Origin of the sequence: Ensifer sp. Root1252 (assembly GCF_001425885.1) — a bacterium.
Taxonomy (GTDB): Bacteria; Pseudomonadota; Alphaproteobacteria; order Rhizobiales; family Rhizobiaceae; genus Ensifer; species Ensifer canadensis.
The window spans coordinates 13,465-37,541 of sequence record NZ_LMDT01000005.1 but is presented as its reverse complement, the minus strand read 5'-3'; the positions used below and the strand labels follow the sequence as shown (position 1 = coordinate 37,541).

At 57.1% G+C, this 24,077-nt stretch carries 10 protein-coding genes; 6 read left to right on the top strand and 4 right to left on the bottom strand.

Annotation, left to right across the window (positions count from 1 at the left end; genetic code table 11):
- Positions 1–296: 296 nt before the first annotated feature.
- Together ASD02_RS07265 and ASD02_RS07260 are read right to left on the bottom strand one after the other, a co-directional pair.
- Positions 297–3,224, bottom strand: a complete 2,928-nt coding sequence (locus ASD02_RS07265) for an SNF2-related protein (protein WP_057220416.1) — start codon at positions 3,222–3,224, stop codon at positions 297–299.
- Positions 3,224–6,187 carry a hypothetical protein gene (locus tag ASD02_RS07260; protein WP_156408371.1) on the bottom strand — a complete coding sequence of 988 codons (2,964 nt, stop codon included), beginning with the start codon at positions 6,185–6,187 and terminating at the stop codon, positions 3,224–3,226. Before ASD02_RS07260 ends, ASD02_RS07265 begins: the two co-directional genes overlap by 1 nt.
- A gap of 124 nt (positions 6,188–6,311) precedes the next feature.
- Between ASD02_RS07260 and ASD02_RS07250 the strand changes: the two genes are divergently transcribed.
- The 5 genes from ASD02_RS07250 (at position 6,312) to ASD02_RS36760 (ending at position 16,289) form a co-directional block, all read left to right on the top strand.
- Complete coding sequence (locus ASD02_RS07250; RefSeq protein ID WP_082555474.1) at positions 6,312–8,675, top strand: UvrD-helicase domain-containing protein; 2,364 nt, start codon at positions 6,312–6,314, stop codon at positions 8,673–8,675.
- A 22-nt stretch (positions 8,676–8,697) separates the two neighbouring features.
- Positions 8,698–11,856, top strand: a complete 3,159-nt coding sequence (locus ASD02_RS07245; RefSeq protein ID WP_063978345.1) for a DNA helicase — start codon at positions 8,698–8,700, stop codon at positions 11,854–11,856.
- Complete coding sequence (locus tag ASD02_RS07240) at positions 11,853–13,676, top strand: DUF1998 domain-containing protein (protein WP_057220412.1); 1,824 nt, start codon at positions 11,853–11,855, stop codon at positions 13,674–13,676. The genes ASD02_RS07245 and ASD02_RS07240 overlap by 4 nt, the downstream gene beginning before the upstream one ends.
- Position 13,677: 1 nt before the next feature.
- Positions 13,678–15,345 carry an NERD domain-containing protein gene (locus ASD02_RS07235; RefSeq protein ID WP_057220411.1) on the top strand — a complete coding sequence of 556 codons (1,668 nt, stop codon included), beginning with the start codon at positions 13,678–13,680 and terminating at the stop codon, positions 15,343–15,345.
- Positions 15,346–15,467: 122 nt separating this feature from the next.
- Complete coding sequence (locus ASD02_RS36760) at positions 15,468–16,289, top strand: putative phage abortive infection protein (protein WP_082555473.1); 822 nt, start codon at positions 15,468–15,470, stop codon at positions 16,287–16,289.
- Between the two features lie 435 nt (positions 16,290–16,724).
- Here the strand turns inward: ASD02_RS36760 and ASD02_RS07220 are convergent, their stop codons facing one another.
- Entirely contained in the window at positions 16,725–17,855 is a 1,131-nt protein-coding gene (locus ASD02_RS07220; RefSeq protein WP_057220408.1) for a hypothetical protein, read from the bottom strand.
- A 4-nt stretch (positions 17,856–17,859) separates the two neighbouring features.
- Positions 17,860–18,549 (bottom strand): type I restriction enzyme HsdR N-terminal domain-containing protein, encoded by a 690-nt coding sequence (locus ASD02_RS07215; RefSeq protein ID WP_057220407.1) that lies wholly within the window; start codon positions 18,547–18,549, stop codon positions 17,860–17,862.
- Between the two features lie 198 nt (positions 18,550–18,747).
- Here ASD02_RS07215 and ASD02_RS07210 point away from each other — a divergent pair, with 198 nt between their 5' ends.
- Positions 18,748–23,889, top strand: a complete 5,142-nt coding sequence (locus ASD02_RS07210; protein WP_057258457.1) for a hypothetical protein — start codon at positions 18,748–18,750, stop codon at positions 23,887–23,889.
- The last annotated feature ends 188 nt before the right edge of the window (positions 23,890–24,077 follow it).

Sequence of the window (24,077 nt, the reverse complement as noted above, 5' to 3'; positions counted from 1 at the left end):
CCTGTCCGCAACCACCAGTTCGTCGGCATCATTGCACGAGCGAAGAGGCAGCCGTAAGTGCCAGCAGCGATTCAACCGACGAATGCGCCAATCGCACAGTGCTTTATCAACCACCATTTTCAACGTAGCGACCTGGCACGTAGATCATCTCTGCGATACGAGCCTCAGATTCGTTGTAATCAGCCTCTCTACTGCGCGGAACAGGCTCTTGGCATGGTCATCAGGTCAGATCCTCGCTTTGGTGGACCAAGGAAATACTGTCTGCCTGGGTCACTTGATCAGTGGGCTTTCAGCTTTCAAGCCTGCTCAGCGAACGCAACTACAATGGTCAAAGGCCTTACGAGCTCAGGCGAACGCTTCATTGCCATGAAGTTACTGAGAATGTTCGCACTCTCCTGCTCGCAGAGCCGCGACATCTCGAGAGATCGCTCCAGCGCGGCAATCTGGCCCAGCCGGAGCTCGCGCGGCCCGGCATCCATCGGCGCGCTTTTCCTTCGTTCGAGCACCAGTTCACGGTTTCGGGATTCTTCCTGCCAATGAAAAGCGAATCTGGACTGCAATGAGTGAGTAAGCGGGGAAATGATGGTGCGGGCCTTATCATCCAGCTCCCCAATCCTGGTATTCATTGCGTCAATCTGCTGCCGTCTCACTGCACCAGTGATCTCGGACCGCAACAGCGGCCGGACCGGTGTCCGCCCCTTTGCGCATTGGACATGCGCACCGAACACCAGTGGCCTCAGGATGGCATCGATTTTATCAGGCGCGACATCTGCCCACTTTCCAGCTGTCTCAGATGATGCAACCTTGCAGAGTTGTGCTGGCGCATTGAGACGAACCCACCGCTGAACCGCGCGCGCCATGAAATGAAGCGACAGTCGATCGGCAGCCAGCGCGTCGCGCTGGGTATCAGAGACAGCAGCCGCACGAATCGCGCTGGCAGCGGGAGACCACAGCGCCGGGAGCATTTCGTCCGGGAACGGATCAAAGTCTGCCACAGTGACCATTGTCGGAGGTTGCCCTTTTCCCGGATGTCCTTCGGGAAGCGTCACTGTTGAATGAATGACGGGCTGTGCCCTCCCAAAGGTCTTCTGGCCTTCCGAAACGTATCCCTCCACCAGTGCATCGTGCAGCAGGCTGCCGTGATCGAGAAAGTGAAGAGGTCGCCCGGCATCTTCCCCGGTGTCAGTGACTACCGTTTTCCTTGGTGGTGCAGGTATCCGGGAACGGTGGATGATGTAGGGCTGGTGATCCGACATCCAGTTTTCAGCTCTGGTCCCGGGAAGGGTAAACGGTATATTGGCAGGGCGCCCTTTCCCGTTCAGGCGATAGTACCAAAGCGTTCCGAACCAGAAATCGGGATCTTGCTTGTCAGGCTTGGTTCCAATTTCAAAGTCACCTGATCTGGTAATGGTTTCGAGCCAGGAGCGCATCGCCCCCTCCGAATTCTCGATTTGTCCCTGTACCTTTCGCTTCAACATCGCCGGTTGAACAACAGGCCGTTTTAGCCATGCTTCAAAGTCGGCAATTGCGTTCTCTGTTGTAAACGGATCCAGATCCTGAAGGGATGTGACTAGGCCGGTAGATGCAGGATTTATCCTGGCAAGCCCGGCGGGCGCAGCGCGGCGGATGGCGGCCTGTGACATGACTTCGTACACGCCTTTACGTTCATCATCAGACAGCGGCGGCAATGGCGCGTCGAAAACCCCCAGCTGCGACGCAACATCGGCAATGGCCGCCTCTTGGGCTCCCTCGTGTACAAGTCGCCATATACGAACCTGTCTTTGCCGTCTCTCACGCCTGGATGCCGATCCCAGCCGGTCAACGCGTCCGATCAACTGGTCGATGCTCTCCATTTCCCAAGGGATCGAATAAAATACGACCCGGCTTGCCGCGTGGTGCAGGTTCAGCCCCGCCTGCACCCAGTCTCCGACAAGGAGCAAGCGGGTCGAGCCATCCAGAAAGGGCGCGAGTGTTTCCTGGACCTCACGCAAATTCGTCACGGCCTCAGTTTCTGCAGTGGCCGGCCGCCTCAGAATTTTAATGCGATCCGCCAGATCAGGAAAATATCGCGGGAGGGCGGTTCTCAGCATATCGATTGTCGGGTTGTCCCCACAAACAATGATGAAGGTTTTTGTCGTATCTTTTTGCCACTCTTCGGACAGAAGATCGAGCAACGCCTCCAATCTGCTGTCACCGGGGTCATCGAGGGATGCGGCACGAGCACGCTCCGCTTTCTGACCCAGTGCTCCGCCCTGGCTGGCGATTTCCGCCAGAACATCTCTTGCTGCCCGGGCACTTCTTTGTAGAGCGCGCACGGACGTCCAGGGGCGACCTTGCATATCCGCGCTGCGATCATTGCTGCCAAGCAACTCCGCAGCAATTGCATGACGTTCACGTTCCGCGGCAAGCGGCTGGATCAGGACCTGCGTGTTGCGCCTTACCGGAAGGTAGGCTCCCCAGCCATCTCGGCCATTCCTGATAACCCTTCGTGTTGCCGCGAACTGCAAATAGGTTCCGGAAGTATCCGGCTCCCTTCGCGAATGCGCTTGAGCCTCACGGTCAGACAGTATGTCTCCGATCGCGCGGTCCTCAAAGCGGGCCCTGAAGGCGGCCGCCGGCTCGACCATTCGCATGATCAGATCACGCCACACTGCGTCGCCCAGTCTCGGGGTTGCCGAAAGGACAAGTACCTGACGGAACCCGTCAGCAGCTTGGGAGATCGTTTGTACAATCTCCCGCGGCATGGTCTGCGGCTCGTCAACAACAAGCAAATCAAACTTACGGCTATCGAGCTCTACGACCCGCTCTGCATCTCCCGGACGACGAACAAGATCACGGGGCCTTGCGAGCAAAACCGGTGTCTTTTCCGAATCCTCGTCAGAGGCGACACCTGCCAGTGCTGGCATGACATGGCCGCGTATCCAGCACTCCTCCTGCCATTGCGCGAGCAGGTTATCAGGCGCGACAATCAAAGCGCGATGCTTTGGATATTGCCATCTGAGCGCGTTCATTATCATCAGCGCCTGAACCGTCTTGCCAAGGCCTACCTCGTCAGAAAGAAGGTGGCGGACATCTGTATCGGAAAGCACACGACGCACCGTCGCGAACTGGTGGGGTAACGGATCAGCTGCAACACCCAAAGCGCCTCCCATCGCGATCGCCAACGCTTCAGTTCGACGCCTTAGTGCCTGAACGCAATTTACAAAACGCAGGTAGTGATCCATCACGCCAGGCTTTCTTCAGGGAAATCCAGCCTTGACAGCTTCCGCCTCAGGGCTGCGTAGCGCACCGCCCTCGCCGTCTGCATGTCGGAAAGGCTCTTTGCCAGATATCGCTGCCATTCTCCCGCCTCGAGAAGGCTTCGTGGTGAGATCCACAGTTCCAGAATTGCCCGTAGTTCCGGCCGTCCGATCCAGCGCAGTCCCGGTCGGCGAAAAGCGTCGACATGGCAGCTGTCGAGCAGATCGATGATCTCATCCTCGGTCGCCGTTTCATAAGAAAACGTGGAAAGTGACTCCCACCTCGGGTTCGGAAGGACAAGCGCCTGGAACATCGACAGACGAGGGATGTCGCGCGCACGTTCGAGCGCAAGCAGCCACGTGCGCGCGTCCCGCTTCATGTCAGGCTCTTCGAAGGCATCGCGACCCTCGTCAAGCATTTGCTTGCGCAAATCCTCATAGGCTTCGATCACAGCGAGATCGAGCTCGCCTCCGAGGTCGTCACTCCATTCGGCTATCGCAGTCTCGTGATCCGGGATTGCCTGATGGAGACGGATCCTGATCCTTCGAGCAAGAAAGTCAGCATCAGCCGAGCGAACGACCGATGGCAGATCGTCGCCGGACAGAAGCCCGTGTCGTTCCGCACTGACGTAGAGTGCACCGGCAGGCGAGAGGACTGAGAGGTTCAGGCGCTCCTCGATCTGGCGCCACCTGTCCCCGCAGAGAAGACCCACCAGACCGGCTTCAAGGCTGTCAGCACCCTTATGCTGCAACCAATGTGCAACTGGATCGCCGGCCTCTGCAAGGCGCCATGCAAGATAAGCGCCTGCCATCTCATCGAGACCGGGAACGCCATCCCTTGAGGGTGCCTCCCTTACTGTGCGAGGAGATAGGGGCTGGACGTATGCCGTCTGCCCCAAACGAAACAGGTTCTTCTCACGCAGAATCCTGCCCGCACCGAGAGCTCCCCAATCTTCACTATCAGGGAGAAGCAGCGTGAATTCATCACTTGCAGCAGTCGATTTTGACGGAAACAGATTTGAAAGCGTTGCCACCCGCGAGACAACCTCCCGCTCGCTATCCTGCGCGTCGGTCCACGACCGGCGGTGCTCGTCGTAGAGGAAAAGGTGTGTCGTGGGCAGAAGCACAAACTGCTCCGCCAGCACCCCCTCCAGACGCACCTGCAGCCGCGCTGCAGCTGCTGACACGATGCCTCGTTTTGCCAGCGATGTCCTTAGCTCCCTGAGCAGGGGCATGCGTCCGGCGATGTGGACTGGCAACCGGTCTATCGTGCCTTCCGATACAAGATCCTCTTCACCCGCCACCACCAGTCTGATCTGGACCGGAACATTCTCAAGCGGAAGAGGCGCGCGGATCCGGATCTCCAATGTTCCTTCCATGAAGTCGGTGAGCGTGGCACCGGCGGGATGGATGGTAATACTCGCCGCGTCGATGTCAGGCGGGTCGACGATCCAGAACGGTACGTGGGATGCCACATCAAAACCTTCCGGACCTATTGTATGCTCTCCGGTTCCAGGCATGAATATTGCCCATTCGCATCCATCGATGGCCAGACAGTCGTTTGCCGCAGCTTTCTGATCTAGTACCAGCGCAGTCTGATTGAATGTTTTTCTTGCCATTAACGGAAAGCCGGTTGCGAAATGACCGTTGGTCCCTGCCATCGGCAATCCGGACAAGACGATGGGCCGGCCACTACGCACAACGCGACCGTGCTTTCTGAGTATCTCGGCATCTTTTGCTGATGATGCGTCAAGCCTCTGGATAACAGACAAGCTGTCGCGTTCTTTCCGGATCCTGACGATCTTTGAATCTTGCTCGACCTGCTCACCCTGCAAGAGTGCAATGGCTGCTTGCGTTTCACCCTCCAGCCGAAAAAATTCTGTCTGTTCAGGCTGCAGGCCGTCCAGGAGCTGTGCAGCCTGTGACGGCAGGGCTGTCGCACCATCGCCACGCCGCAAGGGTGAAGCGGGCCAATCAGCGGTCGTACCGAGATCCAGCTCGCCCCCCGCCAGAAAGTGACGAAGCTGGATGACATCCCGGGACATGGTGGTCCCGAGAACATCTCCCTGCGTTCGCAGGGTAGCAACAACCTGATCACGAAGTTCAGTAGTCAGGACGGGCCCTCTTACGGAAAGCCTGACGACGAGATCACCGTCGAGCGCAATCAGCAATCTTGACGCCGGAACATCGGCCTGCCGCCCGGACCTTCGTGCGGTCAGGCGCCTCGCTTCGCCGATAGCCCGCCGCGACTCGACATCGCGACGCACGTCCGCGTCCAGCCGGCGGACGAACGTTTCAGTAAGCCAGCCATCTGCAGCAGGATCAAGCAGTCGCGTCATCACCTCGCGCGACAGATCGCTTCGCTGTAACCAATTCTCAAAACGTCGGCCTGCTTGCCCAGAAGCTACATTGCGGACGTAGCCGAGAAGAGTATCCTTGTTGTCAGAGGAAATACCGGCCCGCACAGCAGCTCTTAAAGCCGACGCGAGTGGCCCTTGCACCTCAAGTGGAACTGCCGCATTGCCTATCGGCCAGGAAATATGCGGGAAATGTTGTTCCCAGGGACTGTCGCCGGGTCGGGCAAGGCCAAATTTCCGGTGCGACAATTCGAAGAGATGCGACAGATCTGCCGGAGAAATTGACCGCGGATCGAGATCAAGATCTCGCGCAAGCAATGGCCAGAAATCAGTCCCGGTTCCACGATATCTGTATCCTACCTCAGCCGCGATAACGACAAGCGGAAGGTAGCTGACACCCCAACCAACACCCGTCAGATCCGGATCAATTTCCAGCTGTCTGGAAACCTGCCGACGGAGCACCGGCAAGGCAGCAGCTTCGAGGCCGTGCTCGATTGCGAATACCGGCAGACCTGAACGGTCAACTGACAGTTGACTGAAGCGATCACCAAACGCTTCGTGGCAATCCTTCAGGTGCGTATCAACCGGCATGGCGGGCTTCCAACAACATCGAACTGGCGAAGAGTGACAATTTGCGCGTCCCGCAACTGAAATTCATTGACGGGAATCACTCCGGCAGACAATCTTCGCAATGTGTGGTTGCTGAGTAAAGCCCTTGGAATCAAAATCATATTACCTTGCCGGACTGGAAAAAATCTATCAGGACAATCAGCTCGACCGGGGTATTATCGCCGATCTTGTTCGCGCGATGGTCAGGGCTCGAAGGGGTGTCAGCAGATACTCTGTCTGCGAATGGATCTTGGGCTTTGTCGGTGAAAATCATCCTGCAGCGTGCCGACCGGTAATTGAATCTGTTGTCGATGTACTCTGCGGAGCCGGAGATATCGGCACGGGGCTGATGCATGGTGAGAAAGTTCTTGTCGCAGTGCCGCACCAGCGCATTGCGCTACCTGACGGTCGGGTCATCGGGCTTGGCGACCATGGAGAAATAGTTAATCGCGGCCCTCACGAGCTTTTCCCGACTGTCTCCGGACACGCGACCGCGACACTTGTTGATTTGCTTGAAACACGGCGAACGACAACAGAGGAGATCTCCTCACGCTTCCTGACCGCCGATGGTCAAATCCCTCCCGATGAGGTGGTTCCGTTGGGAACTATCATCGTGCTTTCGCTCTGCGGAAGCTTCAATCCGGACCCGGGCTCATGGTCGATAGGGGAGCATAATGCTGCCTTCCTGAGAGACTGCTTCGGTGTCCCGTCGAAAAGAGAAACAGAAACCGAATTTGCTCCGGACATGGAGCAGAAGCTTGTCGCAGCAGCAGGCGGGACAGAGCGCATTGTCGTGGAGGCAGGACCAGGCACCGGCAAGACGAACACTGCAGCCGAGCGCGTGGTGAGGCTCGTGGAGGAAGGATTGGCGCCTTCCCGGATTGTCCTGTTAAGTTTTACCCGTGTTGCAGTTGCCGAATTGAGGGAGAGGATCAAGAATCGTCTTTCGTCAATTCCTGGCGTCGCAATGGTACAGATACATACTTTCGATTCATACGCAGCACGATTACTTGTCGCGGCCGGCGCCAGAATGGCAGGCAGTCATGATGCGACCGTTCAGGCTGCGGCAGGCCTTTTGCGAACGCGAGACCCCCTTGTGGGAAATCTCGTCGACCCGCTTGAACACGTAATCATCGACGAGGCGCAGGACCTTGTCGGATCGCGAAAAGCGTTTTGTGAAGCACTGATCAGCGAAGTCCATCCGAAATGCGGTATAACGGTCTTCGGGGATTTTGCCCAGGCGATCTACGGATATCAGAGCTCCCGGAACGAGAAAGATACGCTTCTCGATCATGTCCAGCAGCTATCACAATTTCGCACGATGCGGATATCGCAGGATCACCGCGCCAGAACAGAAAGCCTTCGATCGCTTTTCCGGTCAGCCCGCGATTTTCTTCGCGCCAACGACCCTGTAACCCGGGACAAATATTTCGAACTCCGTGACCAGATTGACAAAAGCGCCTCGGAAACACGGATCCGCGACTACACCGGACACCCGTCAAGCTCCCGCGGCCTGATCCTCACCCGTTACCGGTCGGGTCTTCTTGAAGCTGCCGAAGCGATGCGCATGAAGAAAAGACCCTTTCGCATCCGCCTTGACGACAGGCCGTTGCGGATCGAGCCGTGGATTGGCGCCTGCCTCGGCGGACTGGATCCGGACACGAGACTGACCAGAGAAGCATTCGGCCAGATGTATGCGGGCTACCGGACCTCGATTTCCCGGTCGTCCGATGAGTGCTGGGAGATTCTGCGCGAACTCGATGACAAGGGCCGCAGCGAGCTTGCCGTTGGCCGAATTGCCGAGGGGCTCGAATACCCGCCACCAGATCTCATCAGTGATCATGAGGGAACGTCTGGGCCGCTTCTGTCGACCATACACGCGATCAAAGGGCGACAGTCAGATCGCGTCCTTGTTCTGTTTAACGCTGAACGCCGGGAGGAAGGCGTTGACTGGTCTGAGGAGGCACGCATCCTCTATGTAGCGGCCACGCGTGCCAGCGATGAGCTTCGTACGGGCTGGGCGCCCAGCGGTCGCTTCTACACAGCCGGCACTCCCGAACGGCACTGGCGGGCACGACGGGATTATCGAGAGATTGAAATCGGCCTCGAGGGAGACCTCATCGAGTGGAGCAGATTCATGCAGTCTGGCCACGGTGTCCCTCCACAAGATATTCTCGACTCCATCTGGCGTGCGTCAGCTGATCGATTGACTGCGGATGCGGTGCCCGTCAGCAGAGACCAGTTATTGGTTCGGTTGCATTCCAACGGAATGCCGATTGGCATACTTGGCCAGCAATTCACCGACGTGCTGCGAGAGATAATCAAGGCTCCGGAGGGATCCGGGTTGCCGGAGCTATCCGGAATTTCTGTTACGGGTGCCACAACGGTTGTGGTGGCGGGATCCGCCACGAGAGAGCCATCCCTGGCGCTGATGCCCTTGCTGGGCGGCTTCGCCAGAGTTTCCGGATAAATTTATGAGGGGGGGCAGGTTCATGTCCGATGCGCGAAACACATTGATTGACCGGATGAAAGTGGATCTTATGGGACCGGAGGCACCCGAAGAGGTAATATCTGACCGGCCTACCGATCGCTACCTTACCGGCATCCTCTTCCCTCCGAGAACGGCGATCCCCGCCGAAGAGGACGATGAGGCAGCCGAGAGTGAGGACGCGGAGATCAACGGTACTTCGCTTGATAGCATAAAGGCCGCTTCCATATTTCGTCCGAGCACAGCTGGCCTGTCCTTTGCAATAGCGCCGGCAGGAGGCAATCCTGTTCTGAGGATCAGGGTTGATGGTGCTCGCTATGTTGAGCACGAGGCAGAAGAAGACGAGGAGCCAGCGACCCGGAAGCAGCAGAACTGGAAAAGAGATCCGCGATGCGCCGAGATCCTTGTTGATCTTGAAATTGCGTCGCAACCGGGCTTTCCCGGAATAAACCTCGGCGACAAAGGGCAACCGGGTGTAACGCTCCATTTGCGGATCGCGCCATGGAAATCAGTCCTGCTGGTCACGCTAGCCATCAGCAACGACGCCGGCCCTTCAGAGAAGGTCAGCCGCTCTGCGAATGAGAAAGCCGCGCTTTTTCAGGTAAAGATGACTGTATGGTGTGAGGCCAACTGCGGCTTCGTGCCGAAACCAGCTCCCGCTGGCGCTTCGGACCTGGAGGATGAAGATCGCTCGAGTTCTGCGCTGCTGTATCGCCAGGCACGACAATGGGCGGTGGGGCACACATGTTCGGCAATCTGGGACGAGCCGACTGAAGCCACCGTGGGCTGGGTTTCGACCAGCTGGTTTCCGGAATCCACCGTGTACGTTGTCAGCGCGAGCGGTGCCGACAACTTCCGGACCGGTCCCATCGACAAAATCCTGTCCGCATCCAACCTCGCAGAAACAGATGACATAAATCTGGTCTCGGGACTGACCTCATTCGTCGATGCCTACCGCGACTGGATAACAGAGGCTGAAGGTCGGGTCGTCAACCTGCCAGCGGGTCTTGTTGGACAAGGCGATGTCCACATGCGCACCTGCCGTTCTGCAGAAACTCGCATGCGAGCGGGGATCGACGTTGTCCTGTCGGACAAAAATGCCCTGGCGGCCTTCCGTATGGCCAATGCTGCCATGGCCCTTCAATACTCCTGGCGAACTGATACCAGTCCGGACGGGCTGAAATGGCGACCCTTCCAGTTGGGTTTCGCCCTTCTATGCTTGTCTTCGATCGCCCGGCCCGAGGACGATGACCGGGAGACCATGGACCTGCTCTGGTTTCCCACGGGTGGTGGTAAAACTGAAGCATATCTCCTGCTGACCGCTTTCACGATCTTCCTTCGCAGACTTCGGGCAGCGGGCGATCCGGCCGGAGGTGGCGTTACAACCTTCATGCGCTATACGCTTCGCCTTCTCACGGTTCAGCAGTTCGAGCGAGCTGCAGCTCTGGTGCTCGCATGCGAAATGATCCGGAAAGGCCGGGCAAAAGCCGGTGCTGCAGAGGCTCCTTCGCACTTCGCCACCGACACACCGATCTCTCTAGGCTTGTGGGTGGGTCAGGGCGCTACTCCAAATTTCGTCAAGGATGCCGAGGCAGCCCTATTGCCGGAAAGCGAGAACTCGCCGGCGCAGCTTCGCGCCTGCCCGTGCTGCCACGGGACCCTTGACTGGCGGGTTGCTCCGGACCGCAGTTGCGTAGAATGTCGATGCGAGACCACGGGGTGCGCCGTCTCTTCCGCTATGGAGCGCCTCCCGGTGTGGACTGTCGATGAAGATGTCTACAATCGGCAGCCAACTCTGGTGATAGGCACCGTGGACAAGTATGCGCAGATCACCCGTAACCAGCACACTGGCAAGCTGTTCGGGATCGGTACTCCCGCGTCGCCTCCGGATCTTATCATACAGGACGAATTGCACCTTATCTCCGGACCACTTGGAAGCCTGGCCGGCCTCTACGAAACCGCAGTTGATGAGCTTTGCCGCACGTCCGACGGGCGTCGCGCCAAGGTTATTGGTTCAACCGCAACGATCCGGCGCGCATCCCAACAAATACGCGCGCTTTTCGACAGAACCTCCTTCCAGTTTCCGCCACCTGGTCTGGACTATAGTGACTCGGGTTTTGCCGTCGAAGACCGAACGCTTCCCGGACGACGGTATGTCGGTATCAGTACCGTCGGTCGGTCCGCCAAATTCACCCAGCAGGCCGTGTCAGCCACTCTCCTGCAGGCTGCAACGGATCCGGCAATCCTGGATAATGTTCGTGACGGTTACTGGACACTGATCAACTACTTTAACTCGTTGCGTGAGCTGGGCGGCGCTCTCGTTCTGATGCGTGATGACGTCACAAGGAGCATTGGTGACTATGCTGCACGCCGCGCAGGCGAGACTGAACGCCTTACCGACAACCAGATCGAGCTCACCAGCCGTGTCCGGTCAAACGACATCCCCCGATATCTCAAAAATCTGGAACGTGGCTGGCAGGATGAAGAGCATGTCGACATTGTTCTCGCGAGTAATATGATTTCCGTGGGAATGGACGTATCACGGCTCGGGCTCATGCTTGTGAACGGACAGCCAAAGACAATAGCCGAATACATCCAGGCAACCAGCCGCGTTGGTCGAGATCGGCGCTGGCCGGGGCTCGTTGTCACTCTCTTCAACGCGGCAAAGTCCCGTGACCGAAGCCGCTACGAGACGTTCGCAAGCTGGCATAACAGCCTCTACAGAGAGGTCGAGGCGACAAGTGTTACCCCCTTTGCCCCGCGCGCCAGAGACAGGGCGTTACACGCTCCCTTTGTTGCGCTGGTCCGTCATCTGGTGGCCGGCATGGCAGATCCCGGAGCGATTGATGATCACCAGAGAGAAGCCGAAGCCTTGCTGGACCGCATCGTCGAACGCGTGCGCAGAATCGATCCCGGTGAAGCAGACGCATCGAGAGAGCAACTGGATGCTTTCCTGACTGACTGGTTCGATTTCCAGGGGCTCAAGTCATACTGGAGCGACTACGATCCGGCTCTTTTGACCTCAGCCGAAACGGCGGCGGCACGGGGAAACAAAAGCCGATACCGATACCAGAGGCCCACACCCAACAGCCTCCGCTCAGTTGAGGCATCGACTCCATTTGTTCTGCTCGAACAGACCCGCGGCAGAGAGGACAGACAATGAAACCGATCGGGAACATCAGACGGAGCCAGGTCCTTTCCGGCAACGGACCGGGTGCCATTATCGACTTTCGCGGCGACGGAGGCGCGCCACTTTCGGTCGTCGCTGCGGGGCTTGAGGCATGGGATCAGTTTTCAGCACGGCAAGGGCTGCTGAACGACCAGCGCATCTCTCACGAACCACTGCAGGCCCGACTGGGCGTTCGAGGATTTCGTCTTCCTCCTGTGGGTCAGGAACGGGTAAATAATATAAACCGTGACCGGCTGTTACCTGCCTACCGGTTTCCAGACTGGCATGTGTGCCCCAAATGCGAGCTGCTACAACGCAGTCACTCCTGGGGAAAGGAAACCGATCGTCCTGAGCTTTTCTGCTCCGCCTGCAGCACGGGTCGCGGGCGGCGAGCCAGAAAAGCTTTTGTTGTCCCTGTCAGGTTTGTGGTTACCTGCCTAGATGGACATCTCCAGGACTTTCCGTGGGCATCCTGGCCCCGCCATGCGGAAGGGTGCCGCAGGAAACCGCTCAAGCTCAGGGGCGCCGGATCCGGCCTGAAGGGACTGCGGGTTCACTGCACCGAGTGCGCGGCAGAAAGAGATCTCGATGGCGCTTTGAGCCCCGGCACGCTGAAATCCATGAAGATCCGCTGCGATGGACTCCAACCCTGGCTCAAGGGTGAAGGTTGCGAATGTTCAAACGAGCCGGTGGCCATTCAGCGAGGCGCGTCTAACGCCTATTTTCCGGTCATTGCCTCAGCATTGGATGTGCCGCCATTCGGTGGTTCGTTCCGCGACGATCTTGAGCGGTTCTGGGACGATCTGAAAGAGCTTGACGATCCGGAGCAGCTGCCCCGGTATGTCCGTCAAAAAATCCATCCTGAGTGGCCGGATCAATCTGTGACAGCAGATCAGCTCACCTCGAAGATAAAAACGTTGCTGACAATACTATCGAGCGATTCAGCTGATCTCCGCCTGAATGAGCACATGATGCTTTGCTCCGGGCCTCGACGGGACGAGGAATTCCCTGAGTTCAAGATCAATCCCCAGCGGGTCCCCGCCTCACTTGGGGTCTACTTTTCCAACCTTGTGTCGGTCGACAGACTTCGTGAAGTCCGTGCACTGCGCGGTTTCACACGCCTGAGCCCGGCAGAGGCCGAGGATCGGAATGCAAAAATTGCTCCCTTGTCTCGCGAAAAGCTGAACTGGCTCCCCGCGATAGAGGTTCGTGGAGAAGGTATCTTTCTGAACTTCGCTCCGGACAGAGTGAGCGAATGGGAAAATAATGAGGAAGTAAAAGCTCGCGCGGCAGCAGCCCATGCTGCTGCCAAACGCGCCTGGGAGGAGCATAACGGCTCGGACCGTCCTTTTCCGATGGAAATTTCACCGAGATTTCTTCTTGTTCACACAACAGCCCATGCACTGGCCGAGCGTCTGTCGCTCGATAGCGGATACTCGACTGCCTCGATACGCGAGCGCCTTTATGTATCGCCGGGGCAAGGCGGGATGTGCGGTTTCCTGCTCTACACTTCTGCCCCTGATGCGGACGGGACGCTGGGCGGCCTTTCGCGCAAAGGCCGGGCGGACGAGCTGGAGCCGATCCTTCTCGCCGCGCTTCGCGACATGGAATGGTGCTCTTCCGACCCTCTTTGCAGCACCGGCATCCTGTCACTGTCGGAGGGATCCGGATCCGCCGCGTGTCATTGCTGCGCCTTCGTACCGGAAACTTCGTGCGAGCATTTTAACCGCCATCTCGATCGGGGTCTGCTTGTAGGTACGCCCCAGAATCCGTCACTCGGCTTCTTCCACAAACTCCTGGAAAAAGGGAACTGAAATGGCTCGCATGCATCCAAGGACGCTGGTTCCGCATATCCTGAATGATCCAAAACGATCTTCGGAAGTCCGGGTGTACGATCGTATCCGGGATCAAGTCCCGGACGACTATGTTTGCTACTATTCGCGCTCCTGGCATCAGGCTGACACGGACGGCGCCGAGCACGATGGAGAAGCAGACTTCATTCTGGCCCACGCAAAGTACGGGCTGTTGTTCATCGAAGTGAAAGGTGGGCGTGTCAGTTGCCGCGAAGAGGATGAGCAGTGGCTAAGCACAGATCGGGACGGATTCCGGTTCAAGATCAAGAATCCCATTGCGCAGGCAAGGAGCAGCAAGCATCATTTTTTGAAGCGGCTGAACGACAACAGGCGGCTGGGTCGACGATTTATCCGCGCTCGCCATGCAGCTGTTCTGCCGGGAAGCGCCAAACCCGCGCGCGCACTCGGTCCTGACGCGCCGCTCGACATCATAGCGTTCGGCGATGACATGGATACTCTTGGGAAATGGCTGGTTGACCGGATCAAGGAAGGTGGAGATGCGCGTGAGCAGCCACTCGGCCTCGACGGTATGCATGCGCTGGATGAGCTGATAACAGGCCATTTCGAGCTGCGCGCTCACATTGGAACGAGTCTTGCCGAGGATGCGCTGGTAATCGAGCGGCTGACGGCCGAACAGGCGTGGCTTCTGGACTCGCTCGAAGATAATCGTGAGATGGCGATATCCGGTGGTGCTGGAAGCGGAAAAACTGTCCTGGCTATCGAGAAAGCGTTCCGGTCTTCAGCGGACGGTCGACGAACGCTCCTGACCTGTTTCAATGCTCCCTTGGCCAACTACCTCAAGGAGATTTGCAAGGATCGACAAAATCTGGTCGTTGCCAGCTTTCACTCGATCTGCCGTACACTCGCCGAACAATCAGGAACGTCACTTCAAAGGAATAGTGGTCCGGAATATTTCGAAACCCTGCTTCCGGAAGCTCTTGTTGAAGCCGTCACTACGAGCCCCGAACTCGGATTTGATACAATCATCATCGATGAAGGTCAGGATTTCCGAGATAGCTGGCTCAACGCCCTCAGGCTATGCCTGCGCGATATCAACGACGGCGAATTTTATGTGTTTTACGATGACAACCAGCGGCTTTTCGCTCAGGACGACACGTTCATCCGCGCGTTGCCGCAATCCAGTATCTCGCTTACCCGCAATCTCCGAAATACTCGCAAGATTCATTCTCTTATGTCGAGGTGGTACCGAGGGAAGTCAAACCGCGCTGTGGGACCGGAAGGAGAAGCAGTCGGTGCAATCGGCGTCAAACGACCCGATCTGGCATTTGCCCGTGTCAACGAGCGCGTTGCGCACCTAGTGCGTTCCGGCCAGGCAACTCCTGGCCAGATTGCTGTTTTGACGGGTCGGACGAGCGATGTTGAAGCCGGCTTGTTTCGTATCGCAGGTGCTGAAACGTGCCGGGCAGACAATATCCATCCGGAGCGGATTATTTTCGACACTGTCCGGCGGTTTAAAGGTCTCTCCCGTCCGTGCGTCTTCGTTGTAGGAATAGAAGATATCCGCGAACCGGAACTTGTCTACGTTGCGACGAGTCGAGCAAATTTGCTACTGGAACTGGCGGGCACCGAGCAAGACATCGCGCGATTTGGCATAGCGATCGGGGAATAAGTGGCACAGCCTTCAAGCGCAGCACTGCACTTAAAAATTAAAGCCAGTGGAAGCAGTATGGTCTACGCCCGTATGAAGATCTACGATCTTGTAAATCATATCTGCTACAAAGGTACTTCGAGATGAGCCGACAAGTTTTGTATGGAGCGGCGGCTGTCGCGAGCGCTTTATGGCTTCTATGGGCCTCAACTCCGGCAATTTTCCCGCTTCTCGGCTTGGAGTGGACGCCAGATCGTGTGGGACAGTGGGGAGACGCTTTCGGCGGCTTGAACGCCTTGTTTTCTGCTTTGGCGTTCATTGCTATACTTCTGACGCTCCATCAGCAGCAACGCCAGATTGACGAAGCAGCAAAAGATCAACACCTTCAACGGTTCGAGAGGACATTTTATGAGTTGCTCCGGCTTTTGCGCGAGGCTCGGGAAGATGTAGAATTCAGATACACTGATGAGTACGATGGAGGCACTCGAAAAAAAGAGGAAAACCATAGCGAACGTGTCTATGGCCCGGAGGCATTCAAACGCGCTCAGTTTGAGGTAAGATATTGGGCAGAAGTTGCAGAGGCGCACACTGGACACCTCTCCACGAGTAAACTTGCAAATATTTATACTGAAAAGTGTCACGACCGATACGAGAGCACATTCGCTCCTTATTATCGATTGCTGTATACTATATTATCGCGAATAAAAAGCGATCAAGTGCTCGATCACGACGACAAGAACAGATACGGAAATCTTTTGCGGAGCCAACTGACCAGCCATGAGGTTGCTCTTTGTTGCTATAATGGCCTTGCCGCAGTGTCTGGGAGCTTCCAGGAGCTACTTGTCGAGTTCAGGATCGCAAAATATCTACCTGACGAATTCGGCCGCCGCATTTTTCAAGATCACTATCCAGCATCAACTTTCCTCGGTCGTGATGTTGCGCCAAGTGCGCAGCCTAGCTCTTGAGCCAATTCGAACCGGCGGCATGTAGTTAGATGCACGTCTAATGCTCGTAATTTCAGTCAGTTAAGCAATTTGAACCGATTTCGGTCGCGTTAGGTAAGTGTCCGGCGGCGTCGAGTTCGCCTCATCTCAGAACAACCCCGACAGGGGCCTCGAAAGCGCTCGTGCTAGGTTGTAGTTAGCAACTTCGATTGCAGTTGATGAAGATCCCCTGACCTGCCACTGAACTTTCATCCAGCGGGTCGCTACTTTGAATCGGAAGGCAACCATAGCGAGACGCGCGCGAAGACGACAAAGATTTTCAACCGCAAGGTCGAACGTTTTGACGGTGGCGGCCCAAGGCGCGTTGGTGACAGATCGCCTCGCCTTTGTAAGGGCATTGTCCTGTCCCTGCAGGGTCGGGGCAAGTCTCCCCAGCGGGGTAGGCTCGCTTCCGGGTTACGTCCACCGGAATGTTGGAATAGACCCGAAAACTTGCTTGCAGTCCTTCGTGAGCATGGCCATGACGGCCGACACGACCGCAGTCTCGTCTTCGTTGTCTGTATGCAAATATGTGCGACCGTCGAAACGCGGCACGGTTGCACCACCTTTTACGATTTTATACTGGTTTCTCGGTCGACCCAGCTGCGTCAAAAGCTCCTCAGATCGCTTGACGTATGCGTCCATACTTATGGACGAAGAGCTAAGGGACCGTCTCTCCGGAAAGACCACCCTGGCACCTGCACCTCGAATGCCCTCTACCGGCCAGCGATGGAATTCGAGCGCGAGGCGATCACCCCAGTTTGATTTAAGGGCCGTTGCTTCCAATTCGTACATCATCGGGATGCACCGATACTCAGGCAGCATCTCGGCCAGGCCTGGAAGTTCGCGCTGCACGATCTCAGAGTATGCTGCCTGGCATCGGCGATGGTAAATATCGAGCGTGCTGGCGAGCTGAATTCGGTGGTCAGGGTTGGATAGATAAACCGCCGACGGCTCAATCCACCATGCGGCCAACTGTGAACACCCAGACGAAATTAGCCCTTTAATGTCGTCCAACAGCTCTGAGAAATCGATCAACTGATATCGATCAATGCTCGACGGTCCCACACGACGGCCGTTCCAGGGAGCAAGCTCTCGCAAACAACTGGGAAGATGGTAGGGAGCGGTGAAATTCATCCGATGCCGCCGCGCCAGATGCCTCAGTTGTCCGAAAACCCTTTCCTCGGTCCATATGGGGCCCCCCTTGAACCAGCGATACTTTATCAGATCGTCGAGGCCTTTTTGAACAGCAATCGCGCCGAGCACACGGCCCCCTTGGGCGTCGTAACCCTGCTTGTCTAGCGAAATTCCGTAGCTGCGCGGTGCATCTTCGTCGGCGCCAACGCAAATGGAGGGGTCACTATGTCCAGCGTCAAACCCGGAGTAACTAAGGTAGCCCTCTCGAATTTGCCCTTTCAGCCCGAGACGCCCAACTTTTTGACCCGCGATCATCCGTCGAATGAGTTTCCCGACGTTGTCGGAGAAATTCGTACCGATGAGACACTCAATTCCTTCCAGAACGTCAGCTAGCAACTTGGTGGCGGTCACCGTGTTATCGGAAATTTGGCGCCGCTCCGGACGACGCGGCCACGATCGCACCATCTCGGAGATCGGAGAACAAGTCATCCTGCGCGATCACTTCGTTTGCGCCGAAGCGCTGCAGCGAAAACGATACCTGCCCGCGCAAATCTTTTCGACATCTCTGGATTTCGCTGCGTACATAGGAGGACAGGTCCTGCGCGAGAGTCGCCAGGTTCTTGAAGCGGAGCTGATTTGATAGCGCCAGCAAAGCATGTCGCGATGCGATTGCTTCAATATCACCGCGCCTGTCGGCAAGCTGCTCGAGGGTGCAGCTGAGGACGAGCTCAGATTCACCGATGCGCTGAAGCTGCCAGAATTCAAGGTTGACGCCATTGGTCAGGATGAAGAGAGGAGTCCGCAGGTTCTGTGCATAGGATTCCGCCTGTTCCTTCCCCTCCTCGAGCTTCTCAGTAGGCCGTTTGGCTTCGACGACAATTAGTGCCGTGTCGCGCGTATGGGGCAATTCAGAGTACACGACGAAGTCTGCCTCCGGTTTCCTACCGGGTCGGCGAGTCCGTCCCTGCTGAAACTCGACAGGCTGCTTTGGGCGGATGTCGCTAAGCTGGTAGCCCAGAGCGCGAAGGAGTGGCAGGACCACACGGATCTCGACATCAGCTTCGGTCGACAGATCACTCCAGGATAAGGTCCAGAAATCGCTCATGGAGTTTCACATAGTCAGTTGCAACAGCGTTTAACATGTTGGCTCGCGACTCACAGCAGACCAACACTTCAGGGGACTATGATCAATTGCCATGCGAAACGGTAGCGTCAAAGTTGCATGGTTCGTGATTAAGAATTAACGTGCCTCGCGTTGATCGCCCCGAGGCTAACGCACGCCTCGGCATAAGAGTGGTTTCTCATGAATAACCGTCCCGTTAAAGACACCCAGGCAGCCAATCCAGCAGCCAGCGGGCCGGCCGGCGCTTTGTTTGAGGGGCAAGTCGGTGCCCATTATCTCCTGACGCTATTGGCTGAAGCAGACGCCCGCGGACTGCCAGGTGTAGTACCGGAAAAGGTCGAACTGCAAAGGGCTGGAGAAGGGCATCCTCTCGATGATGTTGTCATTCGAGGAAAGACGCGTACCGGTTCGCCAGCCGTGCTGGAGGTGCAGGTTAAGCGGACAATCACCTTTGCGCCGGCCGACCCTGTGTTCAAAGATGTGGTCGAGCAACTCGGGCGAGCTTTTCGCGATCTCGACCTCAGCAATCTAGACCATCAATTCGCCGTTGCGACCGAACGCAATTCGTTCAAGATCACTGGCGCCTACCAGGATGTGCTTCGATGGGCCCGTGAGCTCGGCACAGCATCTACCTTCATCGGTCGCATTAGTCGGAAGAATGTCGGCAATGACGACATGCGCACCTTCATAGAAACGGTTCGCGGTCATCTTAGCAGGTACGGTTGTGCGAACGACGACGAGACCATATGGCAGCTTCTGCGGCGGTTCCAAATCCTCACCTTTGATTACGGTGCGCCAGGATCGCAATCGCTTGAGCTCGCCACTGAGCGTTGTCGAGCCGTACTCGATCTGGATGAAGCTCCCAGGGCAAGTGCTATCTGGAGGGTGCTCACTGAAGCGGCAATTCGCTCCGCTGCTTCGGGTGGAGAATTCGATCGTGAAAAGCTGGTAACAGAGTTGTCCTCGGTCGACGGCTTCCGTCTTCGCGGAACGCGACGCAACCACGGACCGCGCCAGACACTACAGCATGCTTCGGCGCTCGCCGCCGAAGGCCTCCGGCGTAAAATCGGGGGCGTCACGCTAGCACGCACAGCTCAATTGGACATCGTGAGGGAATCGAGAGACCTCGGACGCTATGTCGAGATCCGCGGCGGCCCAGGCGTCGGAAAGTCCGGCGTCCTTGGCTTGATCGTGAACGAGGTGCTCGCCCAGGGATGTGCGATGGTTCTTACGCCTGAAAGGACACCGCCGGGAGGTTGGCTCGGGTTCAAAGCAGCACTCGGCCTTGAGGGAAGTCCGCACGAGTTTCTTTCAGATCTAGCGAGTGATGGCGGAGCGGTACTGTTCGTTGACAGCCTGGATTTCTTTCAGGACGCGGACAAAAAAGCGACAGTGGTCGATCTAGTTCGATCCGCAGTTAATGTACCGGGTTTTCAGGTCATCGTTACCGCTCGCACCGACTTCGACAAAGAGGAGCCAAACTGGTTGCCGGCAGAGGCCTTGGAACGCCTTGGCCGCGCTCCGACCATTACAATTGCCGAACTTGGTCCAGAAGAGGTTGAAGAGCTGAAGGAAGCTGCACCCGCCCTCCGGGCGCTGCTTGCCGACGACCACCCAGCGGGATCAATTGCTCGAAACCTATTCCGGCTTTCGCGCCTCCTTGAGGTGCAAGGTTCAATCGATGACCTTCGCTCGGAAATAGATCTCATCGAGCGGTGGTGGAAAACGGCGGACGGCGGCGTCGAAGGACGGCGCGAACGCGCTCGTCTTCTATCAGATCTATCAGAACAAACGCTTGCCGGCGCCGACCACATCATCACGCGCTGTTCGTCCGCAACAGTGGAGTCACTCATCGCCAGCGGAACGCTGATGGAGCTTGACCTTGATCGCGTGTCGTTCCGGCATGACGTGTTACGCGAGTGGGGCGTTGCCTCGATCTTAAGAAGCGACTTGTCCAGATTGGATCGCCTGCCCCTATCTAGCGCCGCTGCTGCCCCCTTGGTCAGAGGCGTCGAACTTGTAGCGCGTTTCGTTCTCGAGCGATCACCAGATGGGCTTCAGTGGGGCGAATTGCTTGACCGCGTGAGCATCACTGGCGCGCACCCCTCGTGGCGTCGCTGGTCCCTTCTGGCAATTCTCAGATCTGAAATTTCCAATACACTGCTTGATAGGGCCGCAAACACACTTTTCGCGGGCGAAGGATCTCTCCTGCGCGAGCTCATCCGTACCGCGATGGCAGTGGAATCGCGTCCGTTCAAGGAGACACTCGATCAGGCGGGCGTTACCTTGCCGGCGCCAGTCCCCGAAGGACTCAATGCGCCCAACAACACCTCTTGGACGAAGCTGGTCTTTTGGCTGCTCAGCCGAAAGAAGGATATCCCCCTCCCTGCGCTCTTTGACACCGTCGAGCTTTTCCAATCCTTGGGCGCCTCAATGTTGTTCGCTGACCCGTTAACGCCCAAAATGGCTGAGACGTTGGCCGATTGGCTCGACGAAATCGATGAGGCACGCGATTATAGACTGTATTCAAAGCACGCTCCGAGACCACGCTTTTTGGGCGCCTTTTTGTACAATGATCTCGAGAAGCTCGCCGACATCATGCGACGTGCTTTCGCGCTTATGGCAGGGCGCGCCCCCGACCGCGCGCGGTCGTACCTTAAGAGCGTGCTGGATCGAAGTCACAACAACCCCACCATCCAAAGCATCCTCAGCTTCAGTGGCATGCTGGCCAACGCTGCGCCATCGGAGCTTGCCGAGCTTGTTCGAACTGGCCTCATCCCGACGCCGTCAGACGATGATGGCGACCATGGGTCCCCGTTGCGCGATCGTGTTTTCACTCACTTAGATTCGGATTTCCTTCCAAGTTCTCCCGCCCAAGGGCCATTTTTGGCCCTTCTCAACGCCTCACCTGAGACCGGCTTGGCTCTCATTCGCGATTTGGTGGACCACGCGGTCGCCACGCTGACGAATAGACGAGACCCTGGTGACAATGGGATAACTCTGATCCTGCCGTCGGGTCCGCGCTTCTTCCCTTGGACGAAGACCTATACGTGGTCGCGCGGCACAAGTGGCTTCTACGCGATGGAATCCGGGCTTATGGCGTTGGAAGCATGGTCACACGCCCGTCTCGATCGCGGCGAGGCGCCTGCCGACGTTATTGCCGATATTCTGGGACCGAAGGGCTCATCGGCGGCCTTCTTGCTTGTGGCTGTTGATGTTCTCATTTCGCATTGGCCAAATACGGTGCCATTGGCGGTGCCCTACTTGGGGTGCCCCGAACTCATGTCGTTGGATAGGGACCGACTGGCGCATGATACAATGCCCGCGTTCGACCCGCTTGGCCTGGGAGTTTTTCAACGGAAAGAGCCGTTCGGCGTTGTTCGACTAACCGATCTGAAAGCGCGACCGTCCCGCAAAGTCCCTCTGGACTATCTAATTGGCGACTTTGCGCATCGTGCCGGTGCGGAGGTTACCGAGCTTCGCGCCTTGCTCCTATCGACAGTGGCGCGGCACGGTCCTCCCGAATCTGGCGATACTTTCAATGCACCACGATTCATGGCGCGCCACGCCTTGAACAAAATAGATCCCGCCAACTGGCATCCCGTCGACGGCGGCTGGGCCTACAAGTCGCCGCCCGACGAAGAGTGCCACCTCTCGGCGCTCGAAGCCGAACACACCGACGGTCTGCACGATGTGAATGTCAGCCTCGCCATCCAAAACGCATTGGAGGACCCGACAAGATCGGGCGCGGAACTCGCAGAACAGGCGATGGCATATGCAGGGCGCCTGGAAAACGCCCGATCAACTTCGGAAGAGGACGAAATCGTCGATCGCAGGACTGCCTTTGCCTCGGCGGCCATGATTGTAGCGAGAGATGGTTCCGACCCATTACTACATGCAAACGAGAAGTGGGTGCGGACTGTGCTCAATGAAACCTTCGCGAATGAACAGCGCGATTTCGGCGCGGCTCTGCGTGATGGCATTCGCTACAACTCGGTCGCCATCGCCGCGGTCGCACTCGTCAATCTCTGGCGCCGTCTTGGCAAGAATTCGGATCGGGATACATTGCTAGCCTTGTCTGCTCGAGATACCCCTGAGGCTGCGCAGGGAATTGGTGCCGCGCTTCCCATCATCCGGCAAATCGACGGTCGAATGATTCCTGCTCTGCTGCGATGCGCGGTTCAGGCCAACATCAGACAGTCCCTCAGATGGGATGCGACTGAAGAAGAGAAAGTGGCAGACCGGGCCAATTTTCGACGGCGGGTGCAATCCGCGATCAGCGCAGAGCGCGCCTGGCTGGAGGGTGGTCCGGAACCCAGTTGGCCGGAGTTTCCGCGCCACGAAATTCGTACCAGGCGCGGGATCACGTTTGGTCAGGGGGGGAAGAATCCGCCAGCCCCACAACGCGATCAGCGGGAGGAGACCGTTTACACACAGTCTGTTGCCCTATGGCTTCGGATGGTGACGAGCGACGTCGCGTCAGAAGACCTTGATTGGCAGGCTGCATTTGTCGACGCCTACGCCGAATGGACCGCCGACGCTAATGGCGCTGGTCTCGAACGAACGGCCGACGTAGACCTCCGCCTTAGTGAATGGAACAATGCATACTTTTCAATCTTTGCGCGGTCATTAGCGCGTCTCGACCCAAACACTGCGGAAGCTTTGGCAGTAAGCGCCATCAATGTCCCCGATCGCTCATTTTTCGATATTTTAGTTGAACTCGTTCGCCCAATCGATGCTTCCTTCTTAAACGGTGAGGGGCTAAGCCTCGGCGTGGCTGTGAGGCTAAGAGAGATATTGGCCGATCGGCTCGTGGACAGTCCCGGATGGCGCCGGGAGCAAGGCCGGTCAGAACTTTCGGTCGAAACGCGGATCGGCCCCGCAATTGCAGTGCTCTTTTTTAACGAATACAATCCACTGACGAAGTCCAGATGCTACCTCTATGCCAAAGGTGTTGAGCAGGTCGATCCTTTTTTGCCAAAACTCGCCGAGTTGATTGGCACAGGCCCAGTTCCGTTCACGGCCATGCTTACGATGAATCTCCTAGAAGTTTCCCCCCTTCCGAAGCATATGCCGTTCTTCGTGAGCAGCGCTGACGCTTGGCTCACTCGGCAACCGAACAATGCAGATATTTGGGTCGACGCTGGACTCGGCAATCGTTTGGTCGCCTGGATGGAAAAGGTCGTTTCGCTCGACCCGTCACTATTGGCGACGGGCAGTTCGCTGCGCGCACGAATCGAGGACGTGCTCGGGAAGTTGGTGAGAGAGGGCGTCCCAAAGGCTCACCGGCTGGAACGCCAAATCGCGCAAGCGTCTCTCTAGAGCGCACCTTGGCTTGTCGACTCCAACGCAATCGTCATGCGATGCGGCCGTTTAATTGTCTGTTAACCACCTGTTTTAACTTTCAGAATTTCCGTAACGGTAGTCAACATAGGTTTAAATTCCGTCATCCAGACGCACATTTTCACGGCACATAACTATCGATAGGTCTCGAGTATCGATAGTGAAGG

Bases quoted from the DNA above. Each gene is read 5' to 3' on its own strand.
- ASD02_RS07245 (WP_063978345.1), top strand. From the start codon at position 8,698: ATGTCCGATGCGCGAAACACATTGATTGACCGGATGAAAGTGGATCTT.
- ASD02_RS36760 (WP_082555473.1), top strand. From the start codon at position 15,468: ATGAGCCGACAAGTTTTGTATGGAGCGGCGGCTGTCGCGAGCGCTTTA.
- ASD02_RS07210 (WP_057258457.1), top strand. From the start codon at position 18,748: ATGAATAACCGTCCCGTTAAAGACACCCAGGCAGCCAATCCAGCAGCC.
- ASD02_RS07265 (WP_057220416.1), bottom strand. From the start codon at position 3,224: ATGGATCACTACCTGCGTTTTGTAAATTGCGTTCAGGCACTAAGGCGT.
- ASD02_RS07260 (WP_156408371.1), bottom strand. From the start codon at position 6,187: ATGCCGGTTGATACGCACCTGAAGGATTGCCACGAAGCGTTTGGTGAT.
- ASD02_RS07240 (WP_057220412.1), top strand. From the start codon at position 11,853: ATGAAACCGATCGGGAACATCAGACGGAGCCAGGTCCTTTCCGGCAAC.
- ASD02_RS07235 (WP_057220411.1), top strand. From the start codon at position 13,678: ATGGCTCGCATGCATCCAAGGACGCTGGTTCCGCATATCCTGAATGAT.
- ASD02_RS07215 (WP_057220407.1), bottom strand. From the start codon at position 18,549: ATGAGCGATTTCTGGACCTTATCCTGGAGTGATCTGTCGACCGAAGCT.